The sequence below is a fragment of the Streptomyces sp. NPDC001843 genome, assembly GCF_042891955.1.
Classification (GTDB): domain Bacteria; phylum Actinomycetota; class Actinomycetes; order Streptomycetales; family Streptomycetaceae; genus Streptomyces.
On record NZ_JBIATQ010000011.1, the window covers coordinates 1 to 15,596 of the forward strand.

General features: G+C 72.2%; 13 protein-coding genes, 1 pseudogene and 1 riboswitch. Of the genes and pseudogenes, 10 read left to right on the forward strand and 4 right to left on the reverse strand.

All coding sequences use genetic code 11. The features are described 5' to 3' along the window. The 3 genes and pseudogenes from ACFYZQ_RS26135 to ACFYZQ_RS26145 all read left to right on the forward strand — a co-directional run. Positions 1-134: pseudogene (locus tag ACFYZQ_RS26135) on the forward strand (4-hydroxy-3-methylbut-2-en-1-yl diphosphate synthase); the annotation flags it as partial. A gap of 37 nt (positions 135-171) precedes the next feature. Further along, positions 172-2,079, forward strand: a complete 1,908-nt coding sequence (gene dxs / locus ACFYZQ_RS26140) for a 1-deoxy-D-xylulose-5-phosphate synthase (protein ID WP_389152273.1) — start codon at positions 172-174, stop codon at positions 2,077-2,079. Then, on the forward strand, positions 2,079-3,461 hold the full coding sequence (locus ACFYZQ_RS26145) for an aspartate aminotransferase family protein (protein ID WP_389152276.1): 1,383 nt from the start codon (positions 2,079-2,081) through the stop codon (positions 3,459-3,461). Before dxs ends, ACFYZQ_RS26145 begins: the two co-directional genes overlap by 1 nt. A gap of 6 nt (positions 3,462-3,467) precedes the next feature. Here ACFYZQ_RS26145 and ACFYZQ_RS26150 read toward each other — a convergent pair whose 3' ends face one another. Then, complete coding sequence (locus tag ACFYZQ_RS26150) at positions 3,468-3,755, reverse strand: hypothetical protein (RefSeq protein ID WP_389152279.1); 288 nt, start codon at positions 3,753-3,755, stop codon at positions 3,468-3,470. 146 nt (positions 3,756-3,901) lie between these two features. On the opposite strand from ACFYZQ_RS26150, the gene ACFYZQ_RS26155 reads away from it, so the two are divergent. Further along, a complete protein-coding gene (locus ACFYZQ_RS26155; protein WP_389152282.1) occupies positions 3,902-4,525 on the forward strand; it encodes a helix-turn-helix domain-containing protein in 624 nt (207 codons plus the stop codon). Beyond that, complete coding sequence (locus ACFYZQ_RS26160; protein WP_388805857.1) at positions 4,522-4,644, forward strand: DUF6126 family protein; 123 nt, start codon at positions 4,522-4,524, stop codon at positions 4,642-4,644. The genes ACFYZQ_RS26155 and ACFYZQ_RS26160 overlap by 4 nt, the downstream gene beginning before the upstream one ends. Positions 4,645-4,664: 20 nt before the next feature. On the opposite strand, the gene ACFYZQ_RS26165 is transcribed toward ACFYZQ_RS26160, so the two are convergent. After that, complete coding sequence (locus ACFYZQ_RS26165; RefSeq protein WP_389152285.1) at positions 4,665-5,462, reverse strand: tyrosine-protein phosphatase; 798 nt, start codon at positions 5,460-5,462, stop codon at positions 4,665-4,667. A gap of 171 nt (positions 5,463-5,633) precedes the next feature. Here ACFYZQ_RS26165 and ACFYZQ_RS26170 point away from each other — a divergent pair, with 171 nt between their 5' ends. The 3 genes from ACFYZQ_RS26170 (at position 5,634) to ACFYZQ_RS26180 (ending at position 10,074) form a co-directional block, all read left to right on the forward strand. Further along, positions 5,634-7,706, forward strand: coding sequence for an alpha-galactosidase (locus ACFYZQ_RS26170; protein WP_389153071.1), 2,073 nt, complete (start codon positions 5,634-5,636; stop codon positions 7,704-7,706). Between the two features lie 306 nt (positions 7,707-8,012). Then, positions 8,013-8,170: riboswitch (cyclic di-AMP (ydaO/yuaA leader) on the forward strand. A 4-nt stretch (positions 8,171-8,174) separates the two neighbouring features. After that, positions 8,175-9,077: a peptidoglycan DD-metalloendopeptidase family protein gene (locus ACFYZQ_RS26175; RefSeq protein ID WP_389152287.1), complete on the forward strand. Its 903-nt coding sequence runs from the start codon at positions 8,175-8,177 to the stop codon at positions 9,075-9,077. Positions 9,078-9,288: 211 nt separating this feature from the next. Beyond that, complete coding sequence (locus ACFYZQ_RS26180; RefSeq protein WP_389152290.1) at positions 9,289-10,074, forward strand: SGNH/GDSL hydrolase family protein; 786 nt, start codon at positions 9,289-9,291, stop codon at positions 10,072-10,074. Positions 10,075-10,118: 44 nt separating this feature from the next. On the opposite strand, the gene ACFYZQ_RS26185 is transcribed toward ACFYZQ_RS26180, so the two are convergent. Beyond that, positions 10,119-10,733 (reverse strand): TetR family transcriptional regulator C-terminal domain-containing protein, encoded by a 615-nt coding sequence (locus ACFYZQ_RS26185; protein WP_389152293.1) that lies wholly within the window; start codon positions 10,731-10,733, stop codon positions 10,119-10,121. A 55-nt stretch (positions 10,734-10,788) separates the two neighbouring features. Then, complete coding sequence (locus ACFYZQ_RS26190; protein ID WP_389152295.1) at positions 10,789-11,967, reverse strand: Glu/Leu/Phe/Val dehydrogenase dimerization domain-containing protein; 1,179 nt, start codon at positions 11,965-11,967, stop codon at positions 10,789-10,791. A gap of 162 nt (positions 11,968-12,129) precedes the next feature. Here ACFYZQ_RS26190 and ACFYZQ_RS26195 point away from each other — a divergent pair, with 162 nt between their 5' ends. After that, positions 12,130-13,392 carry an MBL fold metallo-hydrolase gene (locus ACFYZQ_RS26195; RefSeq protein ID WP_389152298.1) on the forward strand — a complete coding sequence of 421 codons (1,263 nt, stop codon included), beginning with the start codon at positions 12,130-12,132 and terminating at the stop codon, positions 13,390-13,392. A 292-nt stretch (positions 13,393-13,684) separates the two neighbouring features. After that, positions 13,685-15,547 (forward strand): sensor histidine kinase, encoded by a 1,863-nt coding sequence (locus ACFYZQ_RS26200; RefSeq protein WP_389152301.1) that lies wholly within the window; start codon positions 13,685-13,687, stop codon positions 15,545-15,547. Positions 15,548-15,596: the final 49 nt, after the last annotated feature.

The window sequence follows — 15,596 nt, forward strand, 5'->3', positions numbered from 1 at the left end:
ATCTCGGTGTGGCCTCCGGCAACGGCAAGGGGCAGATCTTCGTCAAGGGCGAGGTCATCAAGACCGTCCCGGAGTCGAAGATCGTGGAGACCCTCGTCGAGGAAGCCCTGAAACTCGCCGACCAGATGAAGTGAGTCCGAAGCAAGGTACGGACCGAGAGGGGGCCCGATCGTGACGATTCTGGAAACCATCCGGCAACCACGCGACCTGAAAGCGCTGTCCGAGGCGGAACTCGGTGAACTGTCCGAAGAAATACGCGAGTTCCTGGTACACGCGGTGGCCAGAACCGGCGGACACCTGGGTCCCAACCTGGGGGTGGTGGAACTCACCGTCGCGCTCCACAGAGTGTTCGAGTCGCCGGTCGACCGCATCCTCTGGGACACCGGTCACCAGAGCTACGTCCACAAGCTGCTGACGGGACGTCAGGACTTCTCCAAGCTGCGCGGCAAGGGCGGCCTGTCCGGCTATCCCTCCCGTGAGGAGTCCGAGCACGACGTCATCGAGAACAGTCACGCCTCCACCGCGCTCGGCTGGGCCGACGGACTCGCCAAGGCCCGCGCGGTGCAGGGCGGAAGAGGGCACGTGGTCGCGGTCATCGGCGACGGCGCGCTCACCGGCGGCATGGCGTGGGAGGCACTGAACAACATCGCGGCCGCCAAGGACCGGTCGCTGATCATCGTCGTCAACGACAACGAGCGCTCCTACGCGCCGACCATCGGCGGCCTCGCCAACCACCTGGCCACCCTGCGCACCACCGACGGCTACGAGAAGATCCTGGCCTGGGGCAAGGAGGTCCTGCTGCGCACCCCGGTGGTCGGCAGCACGGTCTACGAGTCCCTGCACGGCGCGAAGAAGGGCTTCAAGGACGCCTTCGCCCCGCAGGGCATGTTCGAGGACCTGGGCCTGAAGTACGTCGGCCCGATCGACGGGCACGACGTCATGGCGGTCGAGTCGGCGCTGCGCCGCGCCAAACGCTTCCACGGGCCCGTGCTCGTCCACTGCCTCACCGAGAAGGGCCGCGGCTACGAACCCGCGCTCGCCCACGAGGAGGACCACTTCCACACCGTCGGCGTGATGGACCCGCTGACCTGCGCACCGCTCGTGCCGTCGGCCGGCCCGTCGTGGACCTCGGTGTTCGGCGACGAGATCGTGCGGATCGGTGAGGAGCGGGCGGACGTCGTGGCGATCACGGCGGCCATGCTCCACCCGGTGGGCCTCGGGAAGTTCGCCGAACGCTTCCCCGACCGGGTGTGGGACGTCGGCATCGCCGAGCAGCACGCGGCCGTGTCCGCGGCGGGCCTGGCGACCGGGGGACTGCACCCGGTCGTCGCCGTGTACGCCACCTTCCTCAACCGCGCCTTCGACCAGCTGCTGATGGACGTGGCCCTGCACCGCTGCGGGGTCACCTTCGTCCTCGACCGGGCCGGGGTCACCGGCGTCGACGGGCCCTCCCACAACGGCATGTGGGACATGTCCGTCCTCCAGGTCGTCCCCGGTCTGAGAATCGCCGCCCCGCGGGACGCCGACCAGCTGCGCGCCCAGCTGCGCGAGGCCGTCGCCGTCGACGACGCGCCGACCGTGGTCCGCTTCCCCAAGGAGTCGGTGGGTCCCGAGATCCCGGCCGTCGGCCGTGTCGGGGGCATGGACGTCCTGCACCGGGCCGAACGGCCCGAAGTACTCCTCGTCGCCGTCGGCGTCATGGCACCGGTGTGCCTCCAGGCGGCCGACCTGCTCGCGGCGCGCGGCATCGACTGCACGGTGGTGGACCCCCGTTGGGTCAAGCCGGTCGACGCGGCGCTGCCCGGGCTCGCCGCCGAACACCGGCTGGTCGCGGTCGTCGAGGACAACAGCCGTGCGGCCGGCGTCGGCTCCGCCGTGGCCCTGGCCCTCGGCGACGCGGACGTGGACGTTCCCGTACGGCGGTTCGGCATCCCCGAGCAGTTCCTGGCGCACGCCAAGCGCGGTGAGGTGCTGGCCGACATCGGCCTCACACCGGTCGAGGTGGCCGGACGGATCAGCGCGAGCCTGGCGGTCAGGGACGCCGGCGGGCAGGGCGAGCAGAAACAGGAGAAACCTTAATGACCACGGAGTTCGACCTCGGCGCGCTGCTGGCCGAGCGCGGGGCCGAGCGCTACGAGCTGCACACCAGGCACCTCAACCACCAGCTCCCGCGCATGCTGCACACCATCGGCTTCGACAAGGTCTACGAGCGTGCCGAGGGCGCCTACTTCTGGGACGCGGACGGCGACGACTACCTCGACATGCTCGCCGGGTTCGGGGTGATGGGCCTCGGCCGTCACCATCCGGTCGTCCGCAAGGCGCTGCACGACGTGCTCGACGCCTCGCTCGCCGACCTCACCCGCTTCGACTGCCAGCCGCTGCCCGGCCTGCTGGCCGAGCGGCTGCTCGCGCACAGCCCGCACCTGGACCGGGTGTTCTTCGGCAACAGCGGCACGGAGGCGGTGGAGACCGCCCTGAAGTTCGCCCGCTACGCCACCGGAAGACCCAGGATCCTGTACTGCGAGCACGCCTTCCACGGACTGACCACCGGCTCCCTGTCGGTCAACGGCGAGAACGGCTTCCGGGACGGCTTCGCGCCGCTGCTGCCCGACACCGCCGTCCCCCTCGGCGACCTGGACGCCCTGGCCCGCGAGCTGAAGAAGGGCGACGTCGCCGCCCTGGTCGTCGAGCCGATCCAGGGCAAGGGCGTCCACGAGGCACCGCCGGGCTACCTGCGCGCGGCCCAGGAGCTGCTGCACAGACACAAGGCCCTGCTCATCGCCGACGAGGTGCAGACCGGTCTCGGCCGCACCGGTGACTTCTACGCCTACCAGCACGAGGACGGCGTCGAGCCCGACCTGGTGTGCGTGGCCAAGGCACTGTCCGGCGGCTACGTCCCGGTCGGCGCGACCCTCGGCAGGGACTGGATCTTCAAGAAGGTCTACTCGTCCATGGACCGGGTGCTCGTCCACTCGGCGAGCTTCGGGTCCAACGCCCAGGCGATGGCGGCCGGACTCGCCGTGCTGTCCGTCATGGAGAACGAGCAGATCGTCGCGAACGCCCGCGCGACCGGTGAGCAGCTCAAATCCCGGCTCACCGCGCTGATCGACAAGTACGAGCTGCTCGCCGACGTCCGAGGCCGAGGCCTGATGATCGGCATCGAGTTCGGCCGGCCCGGTTCCCTGAAGCTGCGCAGCCGCTGGACCATGCTGCAGGCAGCCCGCAAGGGCCTGTTCGCGCAGATGGTGGTGGTCCCGCTGCTCCAGCGGCACCGGATCCTCACCCAGGTCTCCGGCGACCACCTGGAGGTCATCAAGCTGATTCCGCCGCTGGTCATCGGCGAGCGGGAGGTGGACCGGTTCGTCGACGCCTTCAGCGCCGTGATGGACGACGCGCACAGCGGCGGCCTGGTGTGGGACTTCGGCAAGACACTGATCAAGCAGGCGGTGGCCAACCGCTGACGGTCCCTAGCCGGGCAGCACCACGAAGAGGAGGAAGAGGTCGGCGAGCCCGGTCGCTCCGAGGACCAGGCCTGCGGCGGAGGTCCACAGCCGGCCGACACCGCGCCCCGCGTAGTACAGCCCCATGGCGCCGAAGGTGACGGCGAGTCCTCCGGCGAGGAGCGACCAGGGCAGCAGCATGAACGTGAGCGTGGGCCACGTGCTCACCGCGGCCACGAGCCCCAGCATGAGCGCGAGGGGGCCGAGGGCGGCGGCGGGCGCGTCGGCGTGGGAGGGCGTGGAACGTGTGGTCATCTGATCCCCGCAGTCTTGAACACGTTCAAAATACTCGTCGAGGCTAGCACGGGTACAAGGAGCAGAGGGAAGTCCGCAGGCAGACCTCGGTTTGCCTCACAGGCAAAGGAATTGCCTCACAGGTAAAACCGAGGCTGAATGGAGGCATGAACGCCTCAGAAGCCGCGCCGCCGGCGGGCCAGGGCGACGACCTGCCCGCCGTGGCGCCGCAACTGCGCGCCCTGCGCCGGCGCGCCGGCCTCACCCTGGAGGCCGCGGCCCGCACCGCGGGTCTCTCGCCCGCCCACCTCTCCCGCCTGGAGACCGGTGGGCGCCAGCCCTCGCTCCCGATGCTGCTCGCGCTCGCCCGTATCTACGGTACGACGGTCTCGGAGCTGCTCGGCGAGAGCGTCGCCGACCGGGACGCCGTCGTGCGCGCCGCCGACATGGAGCCGACCCGGGCGGGCGGCTGGACGTACTTCCAGGCCGGCGCCCCCGGGCGCGGGATGCAGGCACTGCGCGTACGGGTGCCGTACGGCACGCAGGGCGACATCGTGCGGGTCCACCCCGGCGAGGAGTGGCTCTACGTGCTGAGGGGCCGACTCGGACTGCGCCTCGGCGACACCGCGCACCTGCTGACGCCCGGCGACAGCGCGCACTTCGACTCGCTCACCCCGCACCGCCTCGCCGCCGAGGACCACGACGGGGTGGAGCTGCTGTTCGTCCACACCCTGCTGCAGAGCCCCACGGCCGCACTGTGCCTGGGGCCCCTCACCGGAGAGCTGTCATGAGCGACTACGAGACGAAGTTCCCCCGCTCCCTGTGGGTCCGGCTGATCATCTACATCGCCGTGGGCCACCTCTTCGCCGCGTTCCTCTACCTGCTGTTCGCGCTGGGCGCCAAGGGCTGACCGCCGCCGTCCGGCAGGCGTCAGTCCAGCAGCCGCTCGCGCAGCCGCTCCCGGACCTCGGGGGTCACCCCGAGACCCTGCTCCAGGTAGGTGTCGACCCCGCCCCAGGTCTCCTCCAGGCTCGTGAAGGCCGCCGACAGGTACTCGGCGCGCGCGTCGAAGAGCGGACTGAGCAACTCCATCACCTCGGGGGTGTACGCGCTGTCCGGGCTGCCGCCCCGGCGCACCTTGTAGCGGCGGTGCTTCGCGTTCGACTCGAGGTAGTCGGCGACGATCGCGTCGCGCTCCACGCCCACCGCGAGCAGCGTCACGGCCACGGAGATGCCCGCGCGGTCCTTGCCCGCCGCGCAGTGCATCAGGGCGGGGACGCTGTCCTCGGCCAGGGCGCGCAGCACCTTGGAGTGCTCCGCGGTGCGCTCCCGCACGATCTTGCGGTAGGAGACGATCATCCGGTTCTCCGCCTTGCCGTCCGCGAGGATCGCGCGCAACTGGTCGAGGTCGCCGTCGCGGACCAGCTTCCAGAACTCCGCGCCGTCCGCCGGGTCGCTCAGCGGCAGGTTCACATTGCGCACACCGGGCAGCTCGACGTCGGGGCCCTCGAGCTTCTTGTCGGCCGCGTTGCGGAAGTCGAAGATCGTGTGCAGGCCCAGGGAGGCGAGGAAGGCCGCGTCCTGCTCGGTGGCGTGCGCGAGATGCCCGCTGCGGAACAGCACCCCGTGTCGCACCCGGCGTCCGTCCACCGTGGGCATGCCCCCCACGTCCCGGAAGTTGCGCACTCCGGTCAGCTCCGGCTCGGTCGACGGGACCTGCTGCGTCACGTGGGCTCCTCGCTGTCGCTCCCGCCGTCTCGGCTCGCCGGCGGGCACCCGGTCGACGATACGACATCGGTTTTCCCGGGCAATGAGTTGTCCACAGGCGTTGCCTCCGGTGCTGTCGGCCCGTGATGATGTTGATGCTTGAGCGGATCTGTCGGCACCTGTGAGGCCTCGATGGTGGACATCGCCGAAAACGGTCGTACCTGGCTCCTGACGGGGCCCACCAGCGGTTACGCGCTGCACCTCACCGAGGAGCACGAACTGCTGCACCTCCATTGGGGCCCGCGCATCGCGCTCGCCGACGCGGAGGCCCTCGCGGTGCGCCCGCTGCCCGGCTACCGGCCCTTCGAGTCCCCGCTCGACGGCCGCGAGGAGTACCCGGTCGAGGGCGGCCCCCGTTTCGTGCGGCCCGCCCTGTCCGTGCGCACCGACGAGCGGCGCGGCACCGAGTGGGCCTTCGAGGCGTACGACGCCGAGGGCGACGAGCTGCGGCTGCGCTTCAGGGACGACGGGGTGTCGCTCACGCTGCACTACCGGATGCGCGGGGACGTCCTCGAGCGCTGGGTGACCGTGGGCAACGAGGGGGACGCGCGTGTGGAGCTGCTGCGCGCCGACGCGGCCACCTGGACCCTGCCCGACCGGGACGGCTGGCGACTGTCCCAGCTGCACGGCCGCTGGGCCGCCGAGTCCCTGCTGACCAGCGCCCCGCTCACGTACGGCGACAAGGTGATCGGCAGCCGCCGCGGTCACACCGGCCACCAGCACCTGCCCTGGGTCGCCCTGCACACCGACGCCGGCGAGGAGCACGGCGAGGTCTACGGCTGCGCCCTCGGCTGGTCGGGGTCCTGGCGGATCGCGGTCTCCCAACTTCCGGACGCGCGCGTCCAGATCACCGGCGGCGCCGGTTACGACGACTCGGGCCTGCTGACGCTGGCGCCGGGGGAGTCCTACACCACGCCCGTCTTCGCGGGCCTGTGGAGCGACGGCGGCTTCGGCGGCGCCAGCCGCGCCTGGCACGCCTACCAGCGGGCCCACGTCATCCCGGACGCGGACCGGGACCGGCCCGTCCTGTTCAACTCCTGGGAGGCCACCACCTTCGACATCTCCGAGGAGCAGCAGGCGACCCTCGCCCGGCGGGCCGCCGCGATCGGTGTCGAGCTGTTCGTGGTCGACGACGGCTGGTTCGGCGCCCGTACCAGCGACCGGGCCGGGCTCGGCGACTGGACGCCCAACCCCGACCGCTTCCCGAACGGCCTGAAGCCGCTCGCGGACTATGTGCACGCCCTCGGTATGCAGTTCGGCATCTGGGTCGAACCGGAGATGGTCAACCCGGACAGTGACCTGTACCGGGCCCACCCCGACTGGGTGCAGTACCAATCCGGGCGCGAGCGGACGGAGTTCCGCAACCAGCTCGTCCTCAACCTCGCCCGCGAGGACGTCCAGGAGTACCTCTGGCAGCAGCTGGACGGCCTCCTGTCCAGCGCCCCCGTCGACTATGTGAAGTGGGACTTCAACCGCTGCTTCACCGACGCCGGGTGGCCGGGCGAGCCGTATCCGCAGCGGCTGTGGGTGGACCACGTCCGCGCCTTCTACGCGCTCCTCGACCGGCTGCGGGCGGCGCATCCCGGTGTGGCGTTCGAGTCCTGCTCGGGCGGCGGCGGCCGGATCGACCTCGGCGTGATGAGCCGCACGGACCAGGTGTGGACCTCCGACAACACCGACCCGCTGGACCGGCTCGCCATCCAGCACGGCTTCAGTCAGATCCACCCCGCGCGGGTGATGGCCGCCTGGGTCACCGACAGTCCGAACACCCAGCTCAACGGGAGGGTCAGCAGCCTGCGCTTCCGGTTCGTGAGCGCCATGGCCGGGGTGCTTGGCGTCGGCGGCGACCTCTCTGAGTGGACGGAGGAGGAACTCGCCGAGGCACGCCAGTGGGTGGAGCTGTACAAGGAGATCCGCCCGGTCGTGCAGCAGGGCGACCTGTACCGGCTGCGACCGCCGGAGGGCGGGCTGAGCGCGGTGCAGTACACCCTCGGGGACGAGTCGGTCGTGCTGGCGTGGCTCCAGGCGCAGCGGTACGGCGAGCCGGTCCCGGCGGTGCGGCTGCGCGGCCTCGATCCGACGGCGTCGTACGAATGCCGCGAAACGGGCGAAGTCCACCGAGGTGCCGTGCTGCTGCACCATGGACTGGACACCCGCCTGCGTGGCGATCTGGATGCGGCCGTTGTCCGCCTGCGCCGCATCTGATGCTTGTGCCCCAATTGGGCTCTTTGTGGTAACCAGGCCTGAAATAGAGGGTCATGGAGGTACGTTCCGTGAGGAGCGTCATATCCATGACTGTCCGTCACGCGTCATGTCCACGTAATCGGTAGGGATTTCCGGGGAATTGAAGAGTGACCCCGGAGGGGGCTCACGGAGGGTGACAGGGGTTACCCAAAACGGATCAAGCCAAACGCGGTCGACGGGAACCACTCGCTTGTCCGTTCGCGCCCCGCTCGCTTACCTTCGCCACCACTCCGGACGGAACGCCGAATCCTGCCGCCGCCCGGGGCCCGCAGACACTCACCCGTGCACGGCAGGAGCGGGGGACCCACCAGGCAACACTGCCTGTTCCGGTCTCCGGAACGGCTCGGGGTGAAGCCGCGCCGCGCGCGGCCGGGCAGCTCCAGTCCGAACCCGACAGCTCACCTCGCAGGCGCCGGAGAGGAACTCGCCATGCCCGCGAAGGGTAAGCACCGCCGTCCCAAGAACCGGCGTTTCACCCGCTCGATCGCCGTCGCCGGAACCGGCGGCGCCGCGCTGGCCCTGCCCCTCATGGGAGCCGGCGGCGCCCATGCCGCCACGGCGTCCACCGCCAAGGAGTCCGCCCCCAAGGGGGCCGTCCAGGCCGTGCCGGTGGCCCAGAAGGAGACCTCCGCGGCCCGGTCGGGCGTGCACACCTACACGGTGCGGGCCGGTGACTACCTCTCGAAGATCGCCGACGAGCAGAACGTGAGCGGCGGCTGGCACCGGCTCTACGCGGACAACCGCGAGGCCGTCGGCAGCGATCCCTCGCTGATCCACCCCGGTCTGAAGCTGAGCATCGGCAAGCGGGCCGCGCACACCGGCACCGAGTCCGCCACGTCCACCCGACCCTCCGCCTCGCAGTCCACGCCCCGGTCCGCGACCCGCTCGGACACGCGGTCCTCCGTGGCGTCGGCCGCCTCCACCGGCTTCACCCTCCCGGTCGTGGGCGCCACCATAGGAACCGGTTACCACGTGCCGGGCGGCATGTGGTCCAGCGGCTACCACACGGGCGTCGACTTCGTCGTCCCGACCGGCACCCCGGTCAAGGCCGTGGGGGCTGGCACGGTCGTCTCCGCCGGCTGGGGCGGCGCCTACGGCAACCAGGTCGTGATCAGGCTCGCCGACGGCCACTACGCGCAGTACGGCCACCTGTCCTCCATCTCCGTCTCGGCCGGCCAGACGGTGACGGTGGGGCAGCGGCTCGGTCTCTCCGGCGCGACCGGCAACGTGACCGGCCCGCACCTGCACTTCGAGATCCGCACCACCCCGAACTACGGCTCGGACGTGGACCCGGTCGGCTACCTCCGCTCGCACGGCGTCGCCGTCGCCTGATCCACGGGCCGCTCAGGTCGCCGAAGGCCGGACCCCCGATCCCCGGGTCCGGCCTTCGGTGCGTCCCGTGTTGGCGTATTCCCGTCTGGCGCATGTCGGCGAAGTGGGTTATCTCACCGCCCGTCAAGCCTTTATTACGGTCGCGTAGGTCACATCGGAAGGTGAATCATGGTCCGATGTGGCAGACGATTCGAAGAGTGACAACAGATCAGTGATCGGGTCGTACGTGGCGGTGGGGGACAGCTTCACCGAGGGCGTGGGCGACCCTGGCCCCGACGGGGCGTTCGTCGGCTGGGCCGACCGGTTCGCGGTGCTGCTCGCGGACCGGCGGCCCGAGGGCGACTTCAGGTACACCAACCTCGCGGTACGCGGCAGGCTGCTCGACCAGATCGTGGCCGAACAGCTCCCGCGAGCCGTCGAACTCGCCCCGGACCTGGTGTCCTTCTGCGCGGGCGGCAACGACATCCTCCGCCCCGGCACCGATCCCGACGAGGTGGCCGAGCGCTTCGAGCTGGCGGTGGCACAGCTCGCCTCCGTCGCCGGCACGGTCATGGTGACGACCGGCTTCGACACCCGTGGCGTGCCCGTGCTCAAGCATCTGCGCGGCAAGATCGCCACGTACAACGGCCATGTCCGGGCCATCGCCGACCGGTACGGCTGTCCCGTCCTCGACCTGTGGTCCCTGAGGGCCGTCCAGGACCGGCGGGCCTGGGACCACGACCGGCTGCACCTCTCACCCGAGGGGCACACGCGCGTGGCCCTGCGCGCGGGCCAGGTGCTCGGCCTCGAGGTCCCGGCCGACCCGGAGCAGCCCTGGCCCCCGCTCCCGGCCCGGGGCGCCCTCGACATCCGCCGCGACGACGTGCACTGGGCCCGCGAGTACCTGGTCCCGTGGATCGGCCGCCGTCTGCGCGGGGAGTCCTCCGGCGATCATGTGACGGCCAAGGGCGCGCTGTCCCCGGACGACATCAGGACGCGCATCGCCTCGGTGGCCTGACCGGGGCTCCGGGCGGGGCCGGCGGCGCCGCCCCGCCCGGAGCGCTAACGCCCGGTCAACGCCTCCCGTGACACCCCCAGTTCGCGGGCCAGTGCCTCGTCGACCCACTCCTGGGTCCGGGACCGGGGCACCGCGCCCGCGTAGGAGGTCAACTGGACGGCGAGGCCGTCGAGCAGAGCCGTCAGGCGCAGGGCCGCGGCGGCCGGGTCCGGGCAGACGAACTCTCCCGCGTCGACACCCTCGGCGATGACCTCGGCGATCGCCGCCTTCCACTGCCGGTCCAGATCCCGGGTGACCTCCCGCAGGGCGGGCTCGCGCAGCGCCACCGCCCAGCCCTCGATCCACAGCCGCCAGCCCTTGGCCTGACCGGTGGGCGCGTACCAGCGCACGGCGGCCCGCAGTCGGCGCAGCGCGGAGGTACGGCGCCCCAGCAGCCCCCGCAGATGCGCCAGATCGCCCTCGGCAGCGTGCGCGAAGGCGGCGGCGACCAGCTTCTCCTTCGTCGAGAAGTGGTACAGCACCAGCGCGTTGCTCACGCCGAGCGCCGAGGCCACGTCGGCGATCCGCACCGCCGCCACACCCCGCGCCTCGATCTGCTCGACGGCGGCCCGCAGCAGTTCCCCCCGCCGTTCCGCCACGCTCAACCGCACTCTCGCCACGCGGTCACCCTAATCGGTCGCCCGGGCGCCGCAGCGACACGGTCCGGCCGTCCGGTCAGCGGTACCACCCGAAACGTTCCGTGATCACCGGCAGCCGGTCGGCCACGATGGCGTGCGCGGCGGCCCGGGGAGTCGTCCCTTCGGCCTCCGCGCGCGCCAGCATCAGATCGACCAGGGCGCGCATCGAACGCCGGATGTGGGCGAACGCCTCCTCCGCGTCCGGGCCGACGTCCCCGAACAGCGTCCACCACCACCAGGCGTTGGTGCCGGAGTTGACCACCACGTCCGGCAGCACGGTCACCCCACGCGCGGACAGCGCCTCCTCCGCCTCCGGCAGCACCGGCATGTTGGCCGCCTCGACGATCCAGCGTGCGGTGATCCGGTCCTGGTCGGCCGCGTCGATCGCGTACGACACCGCCGCCGGCACCAGCACCTCCGCCTCGGCGGACAGCCAGGCCCCGCCGGGCAGTTCACGGTCGCCGGGCCGCAGCACGGCGCGGTCCACGGTGCCGTACGCGTCCCGCGCGGCGAGCAGCGCCTCGACGTCCAGGCCGGCCGGATTCGCGATCGTTCCCTTGATGTCCGCGACGGCCACGATCCGCAGACCCGCGCGCGCGAGGAAACGCGCCGTCGCCCCGCCCATGGTGCCCAGCCCCTGCACCGCCACCCGAGTCCCCGCGCGGGGCACCCCGGTCCGGTCCAGGGCGGCGAGCACCGACTCGGCCACCCCGCAGCCGCCCGCCAGTTCGTCCAGGCCGATGCCGTCCACCTCGACGGCGAAGGCCTCCGCCAGCCGCCGCCGGGCCGCCGCCTCGTCGTCGAGCAGCGGGTACACGGCCTGCACGGACGACACCAACCCCGCCTCGGCCGCCGCCCGGTCGACCAGGTCCTGGGTGAGACCGAGGTCCTCGCCCGTGGTCCAGCAGCTCTCGATGTACGGCCGCATCGCACGCAGGTAGCGCACCAGCAGCCCGTACGCCCCCGGGTCCCGCGGATCGCAGTCGATGCCTCCCTTGGCGCCGCCCAGCGGTACGTACCGGCTCCCCGGGTCGTAGTGCAGGGCCTCCTTCATCGTCATGCCGCGGGCGAGCCCGGTCACCTCCTCGAGGGTGCAGCCGGGCCGCATCCGCAGGCCCCCGCTGGCCACGCCCCGCACCAGCCGGTCGACGACCAGGAAACCCTGGCGTCCGGTGACGTGGTCCGTCCAGACCAACGACATCAGGGGGGGCGTCATACGGGCTCCTGGAGGCTACTGAACAGCTGGTCAGTACGGGGGAAGTGTCCGACAGTATCGGGGCTCCGGTGGGCGGGCAAGCGGAACCGGACCCCGGCCGTCCCCGGTCGCCGGGGCGGCCGACCATAATGGATGACCTCGCCGACTCCACCTGGAGGTACCGTGACCGGATTGGGTTCCCTGAGCTCCGGGCTCCGCGCGCTGCGGCCCGCGGCCTTCGGCGCGGACCCCGGCGGTGAGCGCCTCGCGCGCATCCGCAGATCGCCCCACTTCAAGGACGGCGTCTTCCAGAACCCCGGAGGCACCGCCCGGACCCGGCCCTCCGGTTCCACCCTGGACTTCGCGAAGGTCTTCTTCGACAAGGAGACCCGTCCCCGGCGCTCCCCGCAGGGCACGGTTCCGGTGCACCCCACCACCGTCGCCGACCTCGCCAAGCCGCCCGCCACCGGCCTCAGGCTGACCTGGATGGGGCATTCCAGCGTGCTCGCGGAGATCGACGGACAGCGCGTGCTGTTCGACCCCGTCTGGGGCGAGCGATGCTCCCCGTTCCCGTTCGCCGGACCCAAGCGGCTGCACCCGGTGCCGCTGCCCCTGGCCGCGCTCGGCCCGGTCGACGTCGTGGTCATCTCCCACGACCACTACGACCATCTGGACATGCCGACGATCAAGGCGCTGGCCGGGACGGACACCCTCTTCGCCGTCCCGCTCGGTGTCGGCGCCCACCTCGAACAGTGGGGCGTGTCCGAGGGCCGGCTGCGGGAGCTGGACTGGCACGAGGCGACCGAGGTCGGCGGCCTCACCCTGACCGCGACCCCCGCCCGCCATTTCTGCGGCCGCGGCCTGCGCAACACCCAGCACACCCTCTGGGCCTCCTGGGCCGTCGCCGGCCCCGAGCACCGGATCTATCACAGCGGCGACACCGGATACTTCGACGGCTTCAAGGGCATCGGCGCCGACCACGGCCCGTTCGACGCCACGATGATCCAGATCGGCGCCTACAGCGAGTTCTGGCCCGACATACACATGACGCCCGAGGAGGGCATGCGCGCCCACCTCGACCTGCAGGGCGGCCTGGCCGAATCCGGTGTGATGCTGCCGATCCACTGGGCCACCTTCAACCTGGCCACCCACGCGTGGTCGGACCCCGGCGAGGGCACCGTGGCCGCCGCCCGCGCGGCCGGCGCCCGCACCGCGCTGCCCCGCCCCGGCGAGCCCTTCGAGCCCACCGCCGAGACCGTACCGTCCCAGCCGTGGTGGCGCGGGGTGGCCCAGGCCCCGGCGGGCGGCTGGCCGGACGTGGTCGTGGAGGCGGCCGTGAAGGCCACCGCCGACTCGGCGGCCAGGGCGCAGGCCGACACGGCCGGTGACGCCCCCGGCGGCACGGCCGAGGACGAAGGGGACCCGGAGACCGTTCCGGCGGGCTGAGCACACCGGATCCGCGAGGGCCGGGGAGTCATGTGGACTCCCCGGCCCTCGTCGTCTCTTCCCGACCGTATTGGACCAGTCTGGACCGTTAATGCGCGGCCCTTTTCGGTGCACCCGGCCGGGTTATCGGTCTGTCGTACGAGAGCTCATACCAGAGCGGGACCATCTCCGGGGGACTTTGTCAACTGCCCACCGCACATGATGCAGAGGCGACTACGGTGAGTGTCCGTTGCACGACGCAGGGCCGCGACGGGCCCGACGGACCAGTACGAGGACCAGTACGAGGACACCCATGTCTCACCTCCGCGCACCGGCCGCGCGTGCCGACCGCCGTGAGGGCGGCCGGCACGGGCGGCCGGTCGCCCGCCCCGTTCCCGCACTGCCCGAGACCCCCATACGGCCACAGCTCCTGCGCCTCGCGGTGCTGCCGCCCGTCGCGGTCGCCCTCAGCGCCAGCGCGGCCGTCCTGGTCACCGTCCGCTCCGCCGCGGTCCGCCCCGGCCCCACCCTGTGGGCCGTGCTCGCCGGAGCGGTCTCGGTGACCGTCGCCGGCATCCTGATCGCCGCCGTCGCCGCCGACCGGGCCGCCCGCTCGGTGAGCGACCGGGTCGGCGCCCTGCGCCGCAGCGCCGCCCGCGGCGAGGCCGATCTGCGGACCCTGGTCGAGTCGCTGCGGAGCGGCGAGAACCCGCCCCCGCGAGGGACGCGCGGCGGGCCCCCGAAGGACGCCGACGACCTCGAACTGCTCGCCGCCGACCTCGCCCGCGCCCACGACGGCGCCGTCACCGCCGTCGTCCAGGCGGCCCAGCTCTCCAGCCGGGCGGGCAGCGAACAGAAACTCGAGGTCTTCGTCAACCTCGCCCGGCGGCTGCAGTCCCTGGTGCACCGGGAAATCTCGATCCTCGACGAGCTGGAGAGCGAGATCGAGGACCCCGACCTGCTCAAGGGACTCTTCCACGTCGATCACCTCGCCACCCGCGTCCGGCGGCACGCCGAGAACCTCGCGGTGCTCGGCGGCGCCGTCTCCCGGCGGCAGTGGAGCCACCCGGTCCCCATGACAGAGGTGCTGCGCTCGGCCATCGCCGAGGTCGAGCAGTACTCACGGGTCCGGTTGGTCCCGCCCGTCGACGGCCGGCTGCGCGGCCACGCCGTCGCCGACGTCATCCACCTGCTGGCCGAACTCGTCGAGAACGCCACGCTGTTCTCCGCCCCGAACACCCAGGTGCTGCTCCGCGCCAACCTCGTCACCTCCGGCCTCGCCGTGGAGGTCGAGGACCGCGGCCTCGGCATGCCGGTGGAGGAGCAGACCAGGATGAACGCCCTGCTCGCCGACCCCGACCAGGTCAACGTCGCCAGCCTGCTCGCGGACGGGCGCATCGGCCTCTACGTGGTCTCGCAGCTCGCGCGGCGGCACGGCATCACCGTCCGGCTGCAGACCAACATCTACGGAGGCGTGCAGGCCGTCCTCGTCGTGCCCCAGGAACTCCTGGGCACCGCACCGGACGACACGCCGGGCGCGGGACACGTGGGCACGGGGCAGACCCCGGTGCCGCCGCCCGCGCCGGTCGCCCAGCGGCCGCCGCGGCCCGGTGCCGTCCGGCAGACCGGTCCCCAGGACACCGCCGCGGAGCATCCGACCGGTCCGGGACGGCACGCGCACCGCGGGCCGGCCGGGGCGGACGACGGCGCACCCGTACCCGCGCCGGCACCGCTGCCGGTGCGCGGTGCCCACGAGGCGCGCCCCACACCCGCGCGGGCCACCCCCGGCATCCGGCCCGACGAGCGACGCAGCATCGCGGAGAACACGGGCGCGTCCCCCGTCCCGCGCGGCGGCGGCACGGTGCGCGGCACCATGGGCAAGCCCCAGCTTCCCCGGCGCCGTGCGCAGGAGCACATCGCGCCCCAGCTGCGGGGCGGCCCGGCCCCCCGCCAGGACGGCGACACCCTCGAAGGCCACGACCCCGGCCTGATGGCGGCGTTCCAACGGGGGATCGGCCTGGCGGAGGCGCAGCAGCACCTGGAAGAGGCCGAAGCCCACTCGGGGCAGGCGGAGACAGACCGTACCGAGCCGGTCTCCTTCCTGGCCCAGGCCCGCCCGCACGCCCCCGGAACCCCTGCCGGTCTCCGGCCCGACGGGAGCGCACCGGCCGGATGACCTCCCCCTGTAGCCCAGCCCCTACCCCAACCGCTCCCGCAGACCTTCG

Excerpts from the sequence above, each read along its gene's own strand:
- ACFYZQ_RS26160 (WP_388805857.1), top strand. The coding sequence starts at position 4,522 with ATGAGCGACTACGAGACGAAGTTCCCCCGCTCCCTGTGGGTCCGGCTG.
- ACFYZQ_RS26170 (WP_389153071.1), top strand. The coding sequence starts at position 5,634 with ATGGTGGACATCGCCGAAAACGGTCGTACCTGGCTCCTGACGGGGCCC.
- ACFYZQ_RS26155 (WP_389152282.1), top strand. The coding sequence starts at position 3,902 with ATGAACGCCTCAGAAGCCGCGCCGCCGGCGGGCCAGGGCGACGACCTG.
- ACFYZQ_RS26200 (WP_389152301.1), top strand. The coding sequence starts at position 13,685 with ATGTCTCACCTCCGCGCACCGGCCGCGCGTGCCGACCGCCGTGAGGGC.
- ACFYZQ_RS26190 (WP_389152295.1), bottom strand. The coding sequence starts at position 11,967 with ATGACGCCCCCCCTGATGTCGTTGGTCTGGACGGACCACGTCACCGGA.
- ACFYZQ_RS26175 (WP_389152287.1), top strand. The coding sequence starts at position 8,175 with ATGCCCGCGAAGGGTAAGCACCGCCGTCCCAAGAACCGGCGTTTCACC.
- ACFYZQ_RS26150 (WP_389152279.1), bottom strand. The coding sequence starts at position 3,755 with ATGACCACACGTTCCACGCCCTCCCACGCCGACGCGCCCGCCGCCGCC.
- ACFYZQ_RS26145 (WP_389152276.1), top strand. The coding sequence starts at position 2,079 with ATGACCACGGAGTTCGACCTCGGCGCGCTGCTGGCCGAGCGCGGGGCC.